The sequence below is a fragment of the Cephaloticoccus capnophilus genome (genome assembly GCF_001580045.1).
Taxonomy (GTDB): Bacteria; Verrucomicrobiota; Verrucomicrobiia; order Opitutales; family Opitutaceae; genus Cephaloticoccus; species Cephaloticoccus capnophilus.
Map to the genome: position 1 here is coordinate 112,012 of NZ_LSZP01000032.1, position 18,581 is coordinate 130,592.

General features: G+C 61.0%; 11 protein-coding genes and 1 pseudogene. 1 reads left to right on the plus strand and 11 read right to left on the minus strand.

Translation table 11 applies throughout. From position 1 onward, the window contains the following. Nucleotides 1-172: 172 nt before the first annotated feature. The 11 genes and pseudogenes from AXK12_RS03910 to AXK12_RS03960 form a co-directional block, all read right to left on the minus strand. Nucleotides 173-1,855 carry a glycoside hydrolase family 32 protein gene (locus AXK12_RS03910; protein WP_068711646.1) on the minus strand — a complete coding sequence of 561 codons (1,683 nt, stop codon included), beginning with the start codon at nucleotides 1,853-1,855 and terminating at the stop codon, nucleotides 173-175. A 111-nt stretch (nucleotides 1,856-1,966) separates the two neighbouring features. Further along, entirely contained in the window at nucleotides 1,967-2,668 is a 702-nt protein-coding gene (locus AXK12_RS03915; RefSeq protein WP_068711648.1) for a zinc metallopeptidase, read from the minus strand. Between the two features lie 210 nt (nucleotides 2,669-2,878). Beyond that, on the minus strand, nucleotides 2,879-4,024 hold the full coding sequence (locus AXK12_RS03920; RefSeq protein WP_068711650.1) for a Gfo/Idh/MocA family protein: 1,146 nt from the start codon (nucleotides 4,022-4,024) through the stop codon (nucleotides 2,879-2,881). 216 nt (nucleotides 4,025-4,240) lie between these two features. After that, nucleotides 4,241-4,702, minus strand: coding sequence for a cupin domain-containing protein (locus tag AXK12_RS03925; protein WP_068711684.1), 462 nt, complete (start codon nucleotides 4,700-4,702; stop codon nucleotides 4,241-4,243). A 465-nt stretch (nucleotides 4,703-5,167) separates the two neighbouring features. Next, nucleotides 5,168-7,228, minus strand: a complete 2,061-nt coding sequence (locus AXK12_RS03930; RefSeq protein WP_068711652.1) for a M3 family metallopeptidase — start codon at nucleotides 7,226-7,228, stop codon at nucleotides 5,168-5,170. A 425-nt stretch (nucleotides 7,229-7,653) separates the two neighbouring features. Further along, entirely contained in the window at nucleotides 7,654-9,150 is a 1,497-nt protein-coding gene (locus AXK12_RS03935; RefSeq protein WP_156468840.1) for a surface lipoprotein assembly modifier, read from the minus strand. Between the two features lie 62 nt (nucleotides 9,151-9,212). Beyond that, nucleotides 9,213-9,503, minus strand: a pseudogene (locus tag AXK12_RS03940) (factor H binding protein domain-containing protein); the annotation flags it as partial. A gap of 12 nt (nucleotides 9,504-9,515) precedes the next feature. Continuing rightward, nucleotides 9,516-10,121: a hypothetical protein gene (locus AXK12_RS08495; protein ID WP_082782628.1), complete on the minus strand. Its 606-nt coding sequence runs from the start codon at nucleotides 10,119-10,121 to the stop codon at nucleotides 9,516-9,518. Nucleotides 10,122-10,717: 596 nt separating this feature from the next. Continuing rightward, on the minus strand, nucleotides 10,718-12,421 hold the full coding sequence (gene lnt / locus AXK12_RS03950) for an apolipoprotein N-acyltransferase (protein WP_068711660.1): 1,704 nt from the start codon (nucleotides 12,419-12,421) through the stop codon (nucleotides 10,718-10,720). A gap of 91 nt (nucleotides 12,422-12,512) precedes the next feature. Then, entirely contained in the window at nucleotides 12,513-15,557 is a 3,045-nt protein-coding gene (gene secA, locus AXK12_RS03955; protein ID WP_068711662.1) for a preprotein translocase subunit SecA, read from the minus strand. 244 nt (nucleotides 15,558-15,801) lie between these two features. Further along, nucleotides 15,802-16,722, minus strand: a complete 921-nt coding sequence (locus AXK12_RS03960) for a UDP-glucuronic acid decarboxylase family protein (protein WP_068711664.1) — start codon at nucleotides 16,720-16,722, stop codon at nucleotides 15,802-15,804. A 562-nt stretch (nucleotides 16,723-17,284) separates the two neighbouring features. On the opposite strand from AXK12_RS03960, the gene tgt reads away from it, so the two are divergent. Further along, complete coding sequence (tgt, locus tag AXK12_RS03965) at nucleotides 17,285-18,418, plus strand: tRNA guanosine(34) transglycosylase Tgt (RefSeq protein WP_068711666.1); 1,134 nt, start codon at nucleotides 17,285-17,287, stop codon at nucleotides 18,416-18,418. The last annotated feature ends 163 nt before the right edge of the window (nucleotides 18,419-18,581 follow it).

Below are 18,581 nucleotides of genomic sequence, written 5' to 3' on the forward strand. Positions count from 1 at the left end.
GCACGCGCAGCAGATTCTCCGCGCAGGCACTTTTTTGAGAACGCGAAGCGCCCCTCTTTGTTCGCGCTGCGGGCGGCCTATGTGCGTCATCTGCGTCACAAACAGAGAGCACACATTAACCTTGGGAGAAGGGGCGTGCGGGGCTGCGCGACGAGCCGTCATGGCCACGCCACTACAGCGCGATTTCCTCGACTTCGATTGCGTAGGAGGAGCCCGCTACGTCCGACGAGTACAGCAGCGTCGTGTAGGGCCAGTTGGGGAAAAACAGGACCGTAATCGCACGCTCGCCTCCGTTGCAGAAAATCTCCGCCGAGGTCTTATCGAGGATGATCATGAAGTTCGTCTCCGAACAGCACAGCCCTTGCTCCTCGACCGGCACGATGGGCGCAGCAATCACGGGGCCGGCAAAGTTTTGAGAAAAGTCCCCCTCGCCCGCCGAGTGGCGATTGACGATAACCGGCGTGCCGGGGACGGCGTTGTGTTGGAGAATCTCCAGCCGCTCGCCCTGCTCGTTGCAAAACACAAGCCGGTAGCTCCCCATCGGGCTCATCTGCCTAATCTTAATCCTCATGATTGCCCGCGTAAGGTCGATTTCGCCCGACTCAATCAGCGTAGTGATGGGCGCGATACCCACCTGTGCGAGCGGGCCATTGGCCTTGAGCGTGCCGCTGCGGCGGATCTTGCGTGTCGGGTCAAGGTCGCCCCCAAATTCGCTCGGCAGGTGGCTTTTGATAACGTAACCCGACACGGACGTCTTCGCCAAAATCAGCTGACGCGGCAAAGTCATCTGGCCCAGCCAGCCCTCTGCGGAAGTCGGGAGTTTTTTAGCGTAATCCCAATTCGACATCCAACCGATCATCACGCGCCGCCCATCCGGCACGTTGTTAAAGAGCACGCTTGCGTAGTTGTCCCGCCCCCAATCCAGCCAAGCGTAGGGGCTGCAAATCGTTTCGAGGACAGTCGGGTTATTGAGCGGCTTACCCACGATTTGTTTTGCCGCGTTTTTTTTATGATTCGGCGGCGCGGTAAACTGTTTGTCGGGCGTGAATTTCGTCCCGTCGAAATCGCCCACGAAATACTGTGTGGCCGAGCCGCCATTTGGGCCGCCCGGGTTTAGACTGACGAGCAGCACCCACTTCTCTTCGGCATCCGGCGGGGGCGGCTCACCGTGCACCTTTTCGACCTTCATTGAAAAAAAGTCCGGGCACTCCCAGACACCGCCGTGCGCGCCAATCTGCGCGCCAAACTCCGAGAGAAACGCCCAGTCCTTGAGGTTTGGCGAAGTGTAGAAGTGCACACAGTCGCCCGCTGCGATCACCATCAACCACCGCCCGCGCTCCGCATCCCAGCTCACCTTCGGGTCGCGGAAATCGCGCAAGCCCGGATTAGGCAAGACAGGGTTTGCCTCGTAGTGCGTCCACCTCGTCCCGCCATCCAGCGAATAGGCGATTGCCTGCGTCTCTGCGGCGAGCGCGGCATCGCCGCCCGACTTTGCCTTAGCTGCATCGTGCGCAGTATAAATTGCCACGACTGGCGGCACAGCGCCCTCGGCTCGCTCCGCTTCTGCGGCACCGAAGCCCGCCGTGTTTTGCGCATCGACCACGATGCTTCCCGAAAAAATACTGCGCGACGCATCGGGAAAAAGCGCAATCGGCTGCTCCTCCCAATGCACCAAGTCACGGCTCGTCGCATGCCCCCAGTGCATCGGCCCGTGCTCTGGCGCATGCGGGTAATACTGGAAATACAAGTGCCAGACTCCGTCCAAGTAGAAGAGCCCGTTGGGGTCATTTACCCACCCGTCGCTAGGCGCAAAGTGGAAGTTCGGGCGGTAGTGGTTTTTTTGAGACACGCTCATGGGGCTAGTGCTAGTGCGGGGAGTAGGGGTAATAAAAAAAGCCGCCGAGTTTACGCGGCGGCTTTGCGCAAAAGGCAAAGGTTCTATTTGGGTAAATACGCCAGTAACGGCTCAATCCCGACTGCGGCCTCCTGCCAAGATGAGCAAGATGTGCAAAAGCGAGCCGAGCGCAGCGACAAAGGCGGCGACATACGTCAACGCCGCGGCGTCGAGCGTCTCGTGCACCCCCTTCATCTCGTCTTTCTCGACAATCCCGAGCGTCACGAGCTGCGCCTTCGCACGGCGGCTCGCATCAAACTCCACCGGCAAGGTCACGAGTTGAAAAACCACGATTACGCCAAGTGCCCATGCCCCCAAGGCGAGCAGGTTGTAGCCAAAGGCCGAGCCCGCAAAACTGAGCAGCAAAATACCCGCCATAATCACGTAACTCGAGATGCTGGAGGCGATTTGCGTCGCCGGTACCAGCGTTTGGCGAACCTTCATCATGGAGTAGCCAACCTTGTGCTGGATGGCATGACCGGCCTCGTGCGCAGCGACGCCCAACGCAGCGAGGCTCGTCCCGTGGTAGTTCATCTCAGAAAGCGCAAGGCGGCGGCGGATCGGGTCGTAGTGATCGGTGAGCTCGCCCGGCACCTTGATAATCTCCACGCCCTGGACGCCCGCCGAGCGCATGACCGCTTCGGCCGCCTCACGGCCCGTAATCCGCCCACGCGAAGCGATCCTCACATTTTTGTTATAGGCACTGCGCACACGAGTCTGCGCATAGAGCCCGAAGAGCATGGGGACGATGATAAGAATGATCCAAATAAGCATGATAAAAAAATGGGGGGAGCTCTGCTTCGAGTCTGCGCTACCTTATGAGGTTCCTCAAAACGTCAAGGCGCGAGTCGCACATAACGCGCGCCCACGAGCCATCCACGACGCGCCGCTGGAAGGAAAACGGCGCGCGGCACTGCGCCCCACCGCAGCGGGGCGCTGCGCGAGCTGCGTGCTGTATCTCGCTGCGCGAGCTGAATCTCAGAATCAGCACGCCTCGACATCTACCCAGCGGCGTTCGGCCCAGGACTTCAGCCCCAGTTCAGCGAGTTGCACGCCCTTGGCCCCCTCGCGCAAGCTCCAGCGAAACGGTTCGTCCTTCACGACGTGCCGTAGGAATAGCTCCCACTGGACTTTAAAGGCGTTGTCGTAAACGGCATTGGTCGGCACGCGGCTCCAGCCCGCTTTGTAGTCGATGGGGCTATCAATGTCGGGGTTCCACACCGCGCGCGGCGTGGCCGCGAGTGGCTGCGCCTTGCAATCGCGCAGCCCCGCGACTGCCGAGCCGTGCGTGCCATCGACTTGGAGTGTGAGCAGGTCGTCGCGATCGACGCGCACGCACCACGAGGAGTTGAAGTGGCAGATCGTGCCGTTCGCGAGCTGGAAGGTCGCATAGGCCGCGTCGTCCGCCGTGCATTTATAGGGCTGCCCCGCCTCATCCCAACGCTGCGGGATATGCGTCGCACCGAGACACGACAGACTCTGAATCTCCCCAAACAGGTTCTGAATCACATACTGCCAATGGCAGAGCATATCGACGATGATGCCGCCGTCCTCCTCCTTACGGTAATTCCACGAGGGGCGTTGGAGTGCCTCGTGCTCGCCGGTAAACACCCAGTAGCCGAACTCGCCGCGCACGCTCAAAATCCTCCCGAAGAAACCGGTATCGATCAGATACTTCAGCTTGAGCAGCCCGGGCAGCCAAAGCTTGTCCTGCACGACGCCGTTTTTGAGCCCGGCGGCCTCGACTTCTTGAGCGAGCGCAAGGGCCTCGGCGGAGGTCGTCGCCGTGGGCTTTTCGCAATAAATATGTTTGCGCGCGGCAATGGCTTTGCGAACCCCATGCGGACGTTGGCCCGTGAGCGTCGCGTCGAAATAAATCTGGTTACCCGCATCGGCGAGTGCCGTATCGAGGTCGGTCGTGTAACGCGAGATGCCCGCACGGGCCGCCAGCGCGGCGAGCTTTGCCTCGCTGCGGCCCACCAAAATCGGGTCGGGCAAGATCCGCTCCGAATCACTCAAGCGCACGCCCCCTTGATCGATGATCGCTTTGATCGAGCGCAACAGGTGCTGGTTCGTGCCCATGCGGCCCGTGACGCCGTTCATGATGATGCCGACTTTGTGCGTAGTCATAAGCCGCTCGAACTAAGGAAAACTCAGCCGACTACCAGCACCGACGCCGAAAAATCTGCTCGACCGCTTCAGGAGCGCACGGGCGCAGCCGCAGGCCGCTTTATTTGGCAGCAGGCTCGCTGGGCGCGCCGGAGCCGCCCAACGAGGGAAGCGGGCAGTGCTAGAGGTCGCAGACCTCCAACTACGCGTGGGGCGGCAGGCTGTGCCTGCACCCATTTACAGGGGCGCTTGTGCTTTGTCCGTGCACTGCGGCTGGGCTCCGGCAGGGAGCGCAGGGATGTCCCCTTCCCCCGCGCGCGGCAGCGTCCCCTCAAGCTCCTGCCGCCAGTGCGCGACATCGCCGCCCGGACAGTAACAATACATCATGTGTAGCGGCGAATCGCCTACATTGGTCAGTTGGTGAAATACCGTAGCCGGCAAGTAAACCATCTGCCCCGCCGTGATTTCGCTCTTCTCCTCACCTACGCAGATCTCGCCACGCCCTTGGAGCACCATGTAAACCTCTTCTTGCTCTTGGTTATGCCAAGGCACCTGCCCGCCATTAGGCTCTAGGATAACGTAGCCCATCGTGAAACCTTTTGCCGGAATAGGTTGACCGGATTGGCCCGCGAGCCCACGCCCCCAACGGCGAGCCGGAAACGTGTTACCCGGTATTTTGGCAATGTCTGCGATGATCATAGGATCGTGTAAATGCGTAGCACTCAAGCCCATGTAAACCGCAAAGCAGATGCGCATAGCTACGTATTTAATACACAGTAACCGCAGCTATTAGCGCTCTCGCTCGCTCACTCGTCAACGCACGACACGACCGCAGACCACCTCCACTACGCGTGGGGCGGCAGCGTGTCGCTGCACCCGTTCAATTTGGGAATTGGCCTCGTCGCTTCGCGACAAAACCAATTCCCAAATTTGAAAGCATTCCCCCCTGTCGCGTTGCGACAGGGAGAATAGTAAAAAGGAAAGTAGAGTGATAACCCGTTTGGGCGAGACGGGAAAAATCACCAGTAAACTCCCGCCTCCAAGTTTGGGCTCCTTTCTACCGAACGCTTGGTTGCCGTGCATGAGCACGGCAGCCAAGCGTTCGGTAAATGGGTGCAGGCACAGCCTGCCGCCCCACGCGCAGTGGTGAAACGGGAACAGCCCCTAGATGCCTGAGCGCGCTAGGTGTGCCTGCAAGTCTGGCTCACGGCCCATAAACTCGCGATACAGCTCCATCGGCGGCGCGGCGTTTCCACGCGATAAGATCGCTTCGCGAAACGCTCGCCCTGTTTGCCGATTAAAGAGCCCCTCGCGCTTGAAGCGCGTAAACGCATCGGCATCGAGCACCGCCGCCCACTGGTAAGAGTAATAGCCCGCGGCGTAGCCCACCGGGTCGGAAAAAATGTGCCCGAAGCGCGTCAACACCGTTGGCGCGCTCGGTTCGGTCGGCACTAGGTGCGGCGCGATAGCCGCGCGGATCGCCGTCTCGATATCCGACGCAGCGAGGTAGCGCGCGCTGTCCGTGTGCAGTAGCAAGTCAAGTTTCGCCAAGCTCACTTGCCGCATCAGAAAAGTCGCCGAGCGAAAATTCCGCGCCGCGCTCATCGCCTCAAACAGCGCATCGGGGATCCGCTCGCCGGTCTCGTAGTGCCGCGCGAACAAGTCGAGTGCCTCGCGCTCCCAACACCAGTTTTCCATGATCTGCGAAGGCAGCTCCACAAAGTCCCACGCGACATTCACGCCGTTGAGCGACTTCACCGCGATCTCGCCCAGCAGGTGATGCAGCAAATGCCCAAACTCGTGAAAAACCGTCTCGACCTCACGATGCGTCAACAGTGCCGGACGCTCGCCCACCGGCGGCGTGAGGTTCCCGCAAATTAAGCCCAGATGAGGCGTGCGCATGTCAGCGCTACGCGCGCCCGTTCGCAAATAATTCATCCACGCGCCGCCGCGCTTCGCGTCGCGCGGATGCCAGTCCGAGTAAAACGAGCCAAGCTGCTCCCCGCTGTCCGCGTCGAACAAATCGTAAAACCGCACCTCCGGGTGCCAGACCTCCGCAGCCCCCGCCGCGCGCTCTTTCACCACGACGCCAAACACCCGCCGCACCAACTCAAAGAGCCCTTCGACCACCGAACCCAGCGCGAAGTAAGGCCGCAGTGCCTCCTCGTCGAACGCGTGTTTCTTTTGGCGCAACTTCTCCGCCCAGAACGCCAAGTCCCACGGCGCGAGCTTTGCGACCGGCTCACTCGTCTGGGCGGCCTTAAATTTTTCCAGTTCGCTCGTGTCCTGAGCAAACGCCGCCGCCGCCCGCGCCCCCAAATCCTCCACAAACGCCAAAGCCCGCGCCCCGCCCTGCGCCATCCTCCGCTCCAGCACGACCTCCGCAAAGTTCGGCTTGCCGAGCAAGGCCGCCTTCTCTGCGCGCAACGTTAAAATCTGGCGCACCAGCGCAGTGTTATCGTGCGGCTCGCGTGTCCCCACCGCGACCGCCGCTTCCCAAAGCTCGCGCCGCAACGACTCGTCCTGCGCGTAAACCATCACCGGTTCTTGCGATGGCTGATGCAGCGTAAAGCGCCACCCCGTGCTCCGGCCCGCGCCCGCCGCGCTCTGCCGCGCCGCCTCTTTTGCATGCTCCGGCAAGCCAGCCAGCCGCGCCTCGTCCTCGACGATCAGCTCCCAGGCATTCGTCGCATCGAGCACGTTTTCCGAGTACTTCTGCGTCACCTGCGCTAACTCACTTTGCAACGCAGCCAAACGCGCTCGCTTCTCATCCGGCAAGTCTGCCCCAGCCTGCACAAAATCCGCCAGCGTCTCCTCCATTAAGCGCCGCTCAATCCCCTGCACTTCGCCCGCCGCCGCACTTTCATTAAACGCTTTGAGCCGCCGCCACAGCTCGGGATTAAGCGGAATACTCGAGTAAAATGCGCTGACCTGCGGCAGCATCGCATTGTGCGCCTGGCGCAGAGCCGGACTATCCGCGACCGACTGCCAATGCGTCACCAGCCCCCACGCCGTGCCCAGCCGCTCCGTCGCCTTTTCGAGAGCGAGAAAAGTGCTCTCAAACGAGAGCCCTTCGAGCGGCTGTGTAGCGATTTTCTCAATCTCCCCCCGCGCCTCAACAAGTGCCTCCACAATCGCAGGCTCGACACACTCGGGCCGACACCGCTGCCAACGCACTTCAAACACAGAATCAAGAAACGGATTGGGAGAAGAAAGAGCCTGCATGCGCGCGGAGAAAGCCGCGTCCCCACTCACTCGTCAACGCACGACACGACCACAGCCCACTGCCACTACGCGTGGAGCGGCAGCGTGTCGCTGCACCCGTTTACCGGACGCTTGGCTGCCGTGCATTCGCACAGCAGCCAAGCGTTCGGTAGAAAGGAGCCCAAACTTGGAGGCGGGAGTTTACTGGTGATTTTCCCCACTTCGCCCAAACGGGTTATCACTCTACTTTCCCTTCCCTGTCGCAACGCGACAGGGGGAATGCTTTCAAATTTGGGATTTCGCTTTCGCGCGAGAGCGCGTTGCGAAATCCCAAATTAAATGGAAGCGGTCACTGACCGCCGCACCACGCGTAGTGGGAAAAAGTCCCACGCGCAGTGGGAAAAAAGCGCAGCAGCGCGGCGCGCGTTTGAAACGGGAACAGGCCCTTAGAAGACCACATCGGCCACCTCCACCATCCACCCGCCACTCTGTCGGCTATACAAGGCCGGGATATTGCTCCGAATATCACTGAACCGGTACACCAGTTTCGGCGTGATTTTCATGACCCTGAGCTTTCTGTGCCATATTCCGACGCTCCCGATCAGCTCCTTATCCCGTCGCGTCATGCCAAAGAGCGGATGCATCGCATCGAAATTTCTTTCGCCCACATGCAGGCTGACCTGTGTGCTCCAGCCTCCCTTTGTCCGGTAGCTGCCGCCCAGGCGCAGCGCGAGTGTCTTTGACGACTCAGCTTTTTCATTGAGGACATCTTGCTGGTAAGACCCGCCAGCCGAGATTGCCGTGCCCGGCTTCAGTTGATGGACCCACATTAGCCCTGCTCGGTAACTGTCCCCCTCATAGCGGTTCAGCGCTGGCGAGTCATAGCGCTTGTGCGTGTACTCCGCATGCGGAATCAGGTAATGCTTGGGCAGAATCTGCCTGCCCCATTCGGCCTGAGCGCCCACGCGGCTGCCGTACTGCGAACCACCCAACCAGTTTTTCTCATAGACCGGCCCCGCCCTGAACCACTGGTTATGGGTTTGGTAGTGGTAAGCCGGATTCAAGCGCAAGGTGCTCTCGCTATAGTCCTGCTGGTCCCAGTAATGGATGCCGCTATAGCGAAGCCCCGCCGACAGCCCATGATTGCCCGCCAGCGGCAGCATCTTGCGTACGCCCAAGCCGTACATGAAGCCATGCCCGGTCTTGGGCAGGCTCTCCGGGTTCTTGACGAACTCCAGCCCCGCAAACTCGATCGTGCGTTCGGCCGATGCCTGGTTCACGTTGTCGTTGCGGGTAAAGTTCCCGCTGACCGTGAATTCGACCGCATAAAGCTTCTGTAGCTGCGCCAGCTGGTTCTGCGCCAACTGTTTGATCGGCGGCGGCGTTTGAGCGTGCTGCACCAACTGCGCCAGCGTCTTGATCGCATCGCCATAGCGCTTATCCTCGACCTGCATCATCGCCAGATCCAGGCGCACATAGGTCAGCTCAGGTTTCAGATCCAGCAGCGCCTGAAACGCGCCGGTCGCCAGAGGGTAGTTCTTCTGCTGCCGGTACAGTGCTCCTTTGGCATACAACACCAGATGAGGATCGGCCTCTTGGTGGGCCTCATAGTCAGCCAGCATGGCCGGCAGCAGCGCCCATTGTCGCTGTTTGATCAATTGTTCGATTACCTGTGCCATCAGGCGCGGGTGATCGCGCAGTTCTTGGCCGGAAAGCTGACGCAGCGCGTTATCCTGCACGGCCTCTTCAACCTCCGGATCGGTCTCTACAGGCGCTGTATTCGTCACCGGGGCGGGCACCGCCAGCGGTGCCGATTGCTCGAAGCGATGAGTATCTGCCTGTGCGAATAAGGTCACCCCGCAGCCCCACAGAAACAGCCCTGCGCTCCCCAGACGGATTTGCCAGTGTCGTCGCACGGTGGGGGCTCTCAAAATAAAAGACAAAAAAGTACTGCTGGATCAAAGCTCTGACCCAGCAGTACGGAGAAGGACGAAGAATGGGTTAATCAGCGCTTGCCACCAAAGCCGATTTCACTCGCGCCTTCGAGGGCGGGATCGTTTGTCCAAACGGCGCCGGCGACTTCTTCCGCGTTGGGACCGTAGAAGCCAAGCGTATAGTCGACGTCGGCATTCGGTGCAACCGCGACCGTCGCCTTGCCGTTAATCCTGTTGCCCATGACTTGGGCCGCCTCCAGATCGACCTTGCCCGACTGGGCCAAGCCCACGATTGATCCGAAACCCCAGCCAGTCGCAAAGTTCATAATATAGCTCAGAATGCCTTCCTGCGTGCCATTGAAGGCGGTTCCCTCTTAGGTAGCGGTGATAGTTAGGGCATCGATCACTGCGCTGGTCGTCTCCAGCCCCCTCACATCTTCCACCTCATGCACGTTGAGGTCGTCCGCATCCATGAGAGTCCCGGAGTCCTGCGTGTAGACGGTGCCAATCACCATCGAATACGGCTGTTCATAGATGCGCAGATTGCCGGTGACCGTCCCGCTGCTCTGGTTATTCGAACCCGGCTCCGGGCCATAATCGACTTCGAGAAGCAGAGTGTTCAAGCCATTCTGAAGCCCTGAGAAGCTGTATGGGGCATCCGGCACCGTTTGGCCGCTGACTCTGAGCGCCTTGAGCTCTGTGCCAGGGACAGCAGCAAATTCCGCTCCCATGGCACCTAGCGGATCCGGTATGGTCTTGGCGGCCGCGATCTCCTCAGCAAGCGTGGGCGGTGGCGTTTCACCGCCGGGAGGTGGCGTTTCACCGCCGGGAGGTGGCGTTTCACCGCCGGGAGGTGGCGTTTCACCGCCGAGAGGTGGTGGAGGCTGGCCATTGCCACCGCCGCTATTGCTGCTGCTGCAACCGGCGAGGATGAGAGAAAGCGAGAAGAGGGCCGCGAGGGCCAAAGAGGTCTTTTTCATGGGATTTCAGGGTTTTGGCCTTTCCCATGAGACTCAGGGTTTCCCACGGGATTTGAGGTGTTTCCCACGGGATTTTCTAAGAAGAAAAGTTATCAGTTTGATATTAGGAAGCAAATTTTATTTTTAAATAAAACTAATGGCGCTCAGGGCCTGTTCCCCTTTCAAACGCGAGGCCTCTGGCTCGCGGCTCGCCACTCACGTGTGCTGCGCACGACACGACCACAGATCCCTTCCACTCCGCGTGGGGCGGCAGCGTGTCGCTGCATCCATTCAATTTGGGATTTCTCATCGCGCTATCGCGCGAAAGCGAAATCCCAAATTTGAAAGCATTCCCCCTGTCGCGTTGCGACAGGGAGGGGAAAGTAGAGTAATAACCCGTTTGGGCGAGGTGGGAAAATCACCAGTAAGCTCCCGCCTCCAAGTTTGGGTTCCTTTCTACAGAGCCGCTTGGTTGCCGTGCGAATGCACGGCAGCCAAGCGGCTCTGTGAATGGGTGCAGGCACAGCCTGCCGCTCCACGCGTAGTGGAAAAAAGGTGTTTCAGCGCGGCTCGCGTTTAAAACGGGAACAGACCCTATTCTAACCGTCCTTAAAGCCCTACAAATCACTCGGCTCGGTGGGTGGGGCGCTGAGGCGTAGGAGTGCGCCAGCCGCGCTCGCGAGCACTGCGCTCATGAGCACGAACCAATCTCCGTAACGCACGTAGACACTCTGGCGGTCGGCCCAGCGCATGTCGCGTGAGACGCTAATTGTCTTTACCCCGCGATAGTAGATGGAGCCCTCGGCGTCGGCCATCATCTCGCGCACGTTTCCAAACTCATCAATCCAGCCGCTCCAGCCGCTATTGCCGACGCGCACGAGGGGTCGCCGCGTCTCAATCGCCCGCAGCACCGCGTGCGCCGCGTGCTGCACCGCCGCCCCGTCTTCGCCAAACCAGCCGTTGTTCGTGTGCACGGTGAGAATCTCCGCACCACTGCGCACGCTCGCTCGGGCGAGTTGCGGATAGGTATCTTCGTAGCAAATCAGCGGGCCGAGCACCGCAATCCCGCGCTGCATCGGTAGAATCAACGGATGCGGGTCGTGGCCACGCGCGAAGTCATCGCCGACCGGCACGACTTTAGAGAGCCAGCCGAGCAAGGGGCGCAGCGGCACATATTCGCCAAAAGGCACGAGACGCCGCTTCGCGTAAAAACTCGGCGAAACACCGCCTTCAGGCGTCGCGATAAGCACGGCGTTAAACCACGCCTCGTCTGCGCGATCGGCCTCCTCGATAGCGATCGACCCGAGCACGAGTGGCACGCGAGCACGCAGCGCGAGCGTGCTCACAAAGTCGCGGGCGCGCGGCTCACCCTGCACCGCCCAAGGCGTCACGGCTTCCGGCCACAAAATCGCGTCCGGCCACTGCCTCGCGGCCTCTAGTGTGAGGGCTTCGAGCGTTGCCGCGATTTCCGTGCCATGCGCGGGCTCCCACTTTATCTCTTGCGGGATGTGCGGCTGCACGAGTGCGAGCCGCGCCACATCCACCCGCTGCTGCCTAAAGGTATCGCCCAGCATCAGAAACGCCGGAAAGATCAGCAGCATCAGGGCAAACATGAACTCAGGGCAGCGTTTCCTCAGCCCCTGATGCGACTGACGCAGCAGCCGATGCGCATAGGCCGCAATCCCTAGGTTAAACAGTATCAGTAAAAAGGATACACCGGCGCTGCCCGTCAGCGAGGCGACTTGGAGGACGATTGAGCGTTGCCACTGGCTGGCGGCGAGCGGCAGCCAGGGGAAACCGCCCAAGACCCAGCCGCGCGTCCACTCGATCAGCGCCCAAAGTCCCGCGAGCCCCAAGATCACCAAAATCCGCTGTAAGGGCCGCCGCGTCCACATGCGCGGCATCGCCCACCACACCGCCAAATACCAGAGCCCAATCCACGCGCCGACGAAGGGCCCGAGCAGGAGGAGTCCGACCCAGGTCACATGATGCAACCAACCGAGGATCACACACCAGGCGACTGCTTGCGCGGCGAGGAGCGTCCCCGCGTAGAGTCGAAACGAGGGCCGCAAGTAAGCCCAAAACACGGCGGGCGCAGCAAAGGCGTAGGCAAACTCCGAGGTGTTAAATGGGGGGAAGCTCAGCACCGTGAGCACGCTCGTGACGAGAAAGACGCCGATCGCCGCGAGCCTATCCCGGTTTCGCTTTAGAAAGGAGAGCTCAGTGAACTCTGCCGTTTCTGTGGGCCGCTCGGAGGCGCTGCCTTTTTTATTTGGCGTGCTGTCGTTACCCGCACGGCTCGGGACTTGGTCGTCGTTCACGGGTGCGCAGCCCCTTTCTTTTTGCGCGTCGGTGGCACCGACGCGGCGCGTTTGGTTTCGTCGCTCACGTTTAGAAAAGTTTCAGCCCGGCTCAGCGTCCGTGGCAGTTCTTGTATTTCTTGCCCGAGCCGCAGGGGCACGGGTCGTTGCGACCGACCTTGGGCATGTCGCGGCGAATGGTCACTTTGGGCAGTTGGATTTCGCGACTCCCGCCCGGCGCACTCGCCGCGCCGCTAGCAGGGGCAGCGCCCGACGACGACGACGCGCCCAAGCGATTCGCAGTGTTAACCGAGCCTCTGGCGCCCGCCGCCCCAGCGGGTAAGGCATCTGCCGGGCCTTGCGCACGCGCCGATCGGCTGAGGAGTGCGAGCATGTTTTCAAAGGCTTCGATATTCGACGCGCTGCGGAAGAGCCCCGTGCAGATTTGCAGCCGCACGTTATTCATGAGCTCCTCGAAGTACTTAAATGCCTCTCCTTTGTATTCCACCAAGGGGTCTTTTTGGCCGTAGCTGCGCAGCCCGATCGAGCGGCGAAGCTCCTCCATCTCGGTAAGGTGCTCCTGCCAATGGCGATCGATGGCGTTGATGATGACGTAGCGCTCGAGCGCGCCGAGCGCCTCGGGGATTTCGACCGACTCTTTAACGGCGTAGGCTTTTTCGACACGCGCGAGGACGTCGGCAGCGAGCGTGTCGAGGTCGCCCGTTGCAGAGAGCTCCTCGGGTTTTAGCCCGATGGGGAAGTGCGAGTTTATCCAGCCGACCAGTTGGTCGATTTCCGCCGCGCCGGGCGCGGCCTTCTCGCCATAACCCGCGTTTTCAAAGCGCGTGAGAATCTCCTCTTGGACTTGCTCGAAGATGATGTCTTTGGGCCGCTCGGAGTGAATCGCGGCGTTGCGGATGCCGTAAATGACTTCGCGCTGTTGGTTGAGCACGTCGTCGTACTGGAGGAGCCGCTTGCGGATAGAGTAGTTCTGTTGCTCGACTTTTTTCTGCGCGCTCTCGATCGAGCGGTTTAGCCACGGGTGCGCGAGTTCCTCGCCTTCCTTCATCGAGCCTTCCATGAGGCGTGAGGCGAGGTTTCCTTGGAGGAAGAGCCGCATGAGGTTGTCCTCCAGCGAGAGGAAAAACTTGGTCATGCCGGGGTCGCCTTGGCGCGAGCAACGCCCGCGCAGCTGGCGGTCGATGCGGCGCGACTCGTGCCGCTCGGTGCCGATGACGTAGAGCCCGCCCGCTTCGCGCACCCCGGGCCCGAGCTTAATGTCGGTGCCGCGGCCAGCCATGTTGGTCGCGATAGTCACTGCGCCCGAAAGGCCCGCACGCGCGACGATCTCCGCCTCTTGTTCGTGGAACTTGGCGTTGAGAACGGTGTGGATGATGCCCGCGCGCTTGAGCATCCGCGAGAGCACTTCGGACGACTCGACCGAGACCGTGCCCACAAGCACGGGCTGGCCGCGCCGGTGCGCGTCTTCGATTTCCTTAACGACGGCGTTATATTTGTCGCGGCGGGTTTTGAAGATGGAGTCGTTGGCGTCGATGCGGATGCAGGGCTTGTTCGTGGGGACGACCTGCACGGCGAGTTTGTAGATGTCGTGAAACTCGCTCGCCTCCGTCTCCGCGGTGCCGGTCATGCCCGCCAGCTTCTCGTACATGCGGAAGTAGTTCTGAATCGTGATGGTCGCGTAGGTGCGGGTCTCGCGCTCGATGGTGACGCCTTCCTTGGCCTCGATGGCTTGGTGGAGGCCATCTGACCAGCGGCGGCCAGGCATCACGCGGCCCGTGTTTTCGTCCACGATCATCACTTTGCCGTCTTGGACGACGTATTCGATATCCTTTTCGTAGAGCGAGTAAGCGCGCAGGAGCTGCGAGATGGAGTGAATCTCCTCGGAGACTTCGGCGAAGCGTTGCTGGGCGGCGAGTTTGCCGGCCTCGCGCTCTTCGGGCGTGCCCGCGCTCTCGCGGTCGAGCTCGGAGTATTCGGTCGCGAGGTCGGGCAGCACGAAGGCGTCGGGATTGTCAGGGCGCAACTGCTGCCGCCCGAGCTCGGTGAGGTCAGCCTGCTGCTGGCGCTCGTCGATAGCGTAGTAGAGCGCTTCTTTAAGCCGGTAGTATTCGGCCTTGTTAAAGTCCGAGCTCATCTCGGTCTCGAACTTGTCGAGTGCCTTGCGCCACTCGGCGGTTTCTTGAAGGCGCAGGAGCTGCTTGTTCTTCGGGTGGCCGATTTTGACTTGCAGCATCTTGGTAATGGCGGCGCGCCGCTCGTCCTCGCTGGCTGCGCTGCCTTTCTCGAGCGTGGCGCGGGCCTCGGCGATGAGCGTGTTGCAGAGCCGCTCTTGGGCGGAAACGAGCCGGTCGATCGCCGGGCGCAAGCGCGTAAAGGGTTGCTCGCGCTCAACGGGCGCAGGGCCCGAGATGATGAGTGGCGTGCGCGCCTCATCGACGAGGATCGAGTCAATCTCGTCGACGATGCAAAACCAGTGGTCGCGCTGCACTTGGTCTTCGCGGCGGGTCGCCATGCCGTTGTCGCGCAAGTAATCGAAGCCGAACTCGCTGGCGGTCCCGTACGTAATGTCGCGCGAATACATCTCGCGGCGCAACTCGCTCGGCATCTGCTGCTGCACGCAGCCGACCGTCACGCCGAGGAAGTTGTAAAGGTGGCCCATCCACTCGGAGTCGCGGCGGGCGAGGTAGTCGTTGACCGTTACGAGCTGGGTGTTTCGGCCCGTGAGCGCGTTGAGGTAGAGCGGCAGCGTCGAGACCAGCGTCTTACCCTCGCCGGTCGCCATCTCGGCGATGCGGCCTTCATGAATCGCGAGCCCGCCGATGAGTTGCACATCGAAGTGCACCATGTCCCACACCAGCTCGTGATCGCAGACCGTAATCGTGCGGCCTTGGAGGCGACGCGCGGCGTTTTTCACAACCGCAAACGCTTCCGGTAACAGCTCGGCAAGCGCGGCGTGCTTGTCCTCAGCGGCGGCGATCCGTGCGCGAAACTCGTCGGTCTTGGCCCGCAATTGTTCGTCGCTAAGTGACTGATACGACGCCTCAAACTCGTTAATCTGCGCGACAATCGGACGGCTCCGCTCCAAGAACTTCTTATAGTGCCGACCTGCAAAGCGTTTGAACAAAAATGAAAACATGAAGGGCCGGTTCTACAACGCAGCCGCTTGCTGGCAAACACTCTTCGAGAGCGTTTTGCACGAGGAGGCGGGGGCGGCACGACTATAAGTCGTGCGAGCGTAAATGCCACCGCGCGCGGGGCGGCGGCGACAAGTGTGTAAGCGCGGGCGGCGGCCAGTGCGCAAGCGCGGTCGGCAGCGGGTCGCCGCCCCCATTTACTGATCGGGCATGGATGCCGTGCAGAACGCGCGGCTAGCAAGCCAGTCACTGACCGCGAAAATAGTGAATCGTCCGCTTAAGCCCTTCTTCGAGCGGGATGGTCGGCTCCCAGCCCAACGCGCGCTTGGCGAGCGCGATGTCAGGCCGCCGCTGCCTCGGGTCATCCGCGGGCAGCGGCAAGTGCACGATTTTCGACGCGCCGCCCACCAGCCGCAGCACTAGCTCCGCCAGCTGCAACATCGTAAACTCCCCCGGGTTGCCGATATTCACCGGCCCCACGGTTTCGCTGCCCATTAGCCGCACAAAGCCCTCAATCAAATCGTCCACATAGCAAAACGAGCGCGTCTGCGAACCGTCGCCGTAAACCGTGAGATCCTCGCCGCGCAGCGCCTGCACGATGAAGTTCGACACCACGCGCCCGTCATTCGGATGCATCCGCGGCCCGTAGGTGTTAAAAATCCGCACGATGCGGATATCCACGCCGTTCTCGCGGTGGTAGTCGAAGAACAGCGTCTCTGCGACGCGCTTTCCCTCATCGTAACACGAGCGCCGCCCGATCGGGTTCACATGCCCCCAGTAGCTCTCCGGCTGCGGATGCACCGCCGGGTCGCCGTACACCTCCGACGTGCTCGCTTGGAAGACTCGCGCCTTCACCCGCTTGGCGAGCCCGAGGCAATTAATCGCCCCCATCACCGAGGTCTTCGTGGTCTTGATCGGGTTGTACTGGTAATGCGGCGGCGAGGCCGGACAGGCGAGATTGTAGATCTGGTCCACCTCGAACTTAAACGGGTCGATCACATCGTGCCGAACAAACTCGAAACGCGGCTCGCCAAGCAGGTGAGCGATATTGGCCTTCCGGCCCGTAAAAAGATTATCGAGGCAGATGACCTCATGCCCCTCGGCCAAAAGCCGATCACAAAGATGAGAGCCCAAAAAACCGGCCCCGCCAGTAACGAGTACGCGCATAGACCGGAAGGGGATGCTCAACTGGCACACACTGCCAACCCCAAACCCAAATTTCTACTCACGACAGCACGCTTTGAGTGGGCCACGCCAAGCGAAGCACTGCCAAAGACCTCCACTCCGCGTAGGGCGGCGGTCAGTGACCGCTTCCGTTCAATTTGGGAATTGGCCTCGTCGCTTCGCGACAAAACCAATTCCCAAATTTGAAGTCCCTTCCCCCTGTCGCAACGCGACAGGGAGAGTAGTAAAAGGGAAAGTAGAGTGATAACCCGTTTGGGCGAGGTGGGAAAAATCACCAGTAAACTCCCGACTCAAAGTTTGGGGTCATTTTCACAGAGCCGCTTGGTTGCTGTGCGAATGCACGGCAACCAAGCGGCTCTGTAAATGGGTGCAGGCACAGCCTGCCGCCCCACGCGTAGTGGGAAAATTGCCGCGCTGCTGCTCAAAGCCGGGCTCTGTTACGGGCTCTTGTTTGCCTTGGCTCGTGTGGAGGCGTGTTGGGTTTATGAGTCGTTTTATCTGGCGCGGTTTGGGGTGGGGCGGTCGTGTCTTGGGCAGCTAAACGATGACAGACGATTGCCCGCACTTCCACGTTCTTAAAACCGATAGTGACACGGGGGCTCGCCGCGCCCGCCTCCACACGCGACACGGCGCGATTGAGACGCCGATTTTTATGCCGGTGGGCACGCAAGGGACGGTTAAGGCGATGACGCCCGTGCAGCTCCGCGAGATCGGCGCGCAGGTTATCTTGGGCAACACCTACCACCTCAACTTGCGCCCGACTTCGGAGTTGATTGCCGAGTTGGGCGGCTTGCACCGGTTCATGGGCTGGGACGGGCCGATTCTCACGGATAGCGGCGGCTTTCAGGTCTTTTCCTTGGCGAAGCTGCGCAAGCTGCGCGACGATGGCGTGGCGTTTCAATCGCACCTCGACGGCAAAAAGCTTTTTCTCGGGCCGCGCGAGGTCGTGGACATTCAGAGTAGGCTCGGCAGTGACATTGCGATGGTGCTCGACGAGTGCCCGCCTTGGCCTTGCGAGCGCGGGCCCTGCGCTGAGGCGGTTGCGCGCAGTGCGCGTTGGGCCGAGCAATGCTTGGCGCATGCACGCGACACGGGATTTTTTGAGCGCGGGCAGCTCCTCTTCGGCATTGCGCAAGGCTCGACTTACGACGATTTGCGCCGTGAGGCCGCCGAGTCGCTCGCGGCACTGCCTTTTTCGGGCTACGCGGTTGGCGGCGTGAGTGTGGGCGAGCCGGAAGACGAGATGCTCAAACAGGTCGCTGCGACGATCCCCCACCTGCCCGCCCACAAGCCGCGCTACACGATGGGGCTGGGGACGCCGCCGCAGATGCTCAAGATGATCGCGCTCGGGGTGGACATGTTTGACTGCGTGCTGCCTTCGCGGGTCGCGCGACACGGGTTGGTCTTTACTCCCGATGGGCCGCTCAACCTGCGCAACGCAGTGCACACGCGCGACCCGCGTCCCATCAGCGAAGAAGTGGTCAACTACACGACACAGTTTTCGCGGAGCTACCTGCGCCACCTCATTCAGGCGGGCGAAATCCTCGGCTGCACCCTGCTCACGCTGCACAACTTGCATTTTTACCTAGACCTGATGGCGCAAGCGCGCGCCCACATCGAAGCAGGTGATTACGCGAGCTGGCACCGCGCTTGGTGTGCGCGCTATGAGGCTCAGTGACTGCTCCCCCTTACCTCGCGCGAACTAGGGGCTGTTCCCGTTTGAAACGCGCGCCGCGCTGATACGCTTTTTCCCCACTACGCGTGGGGCGGCAGGCTGTGCCTGCACCCATTTACAGAGCCGCTTGGTTGCCGTGCATTCGCACAGCAACCAAGCGGCTCTG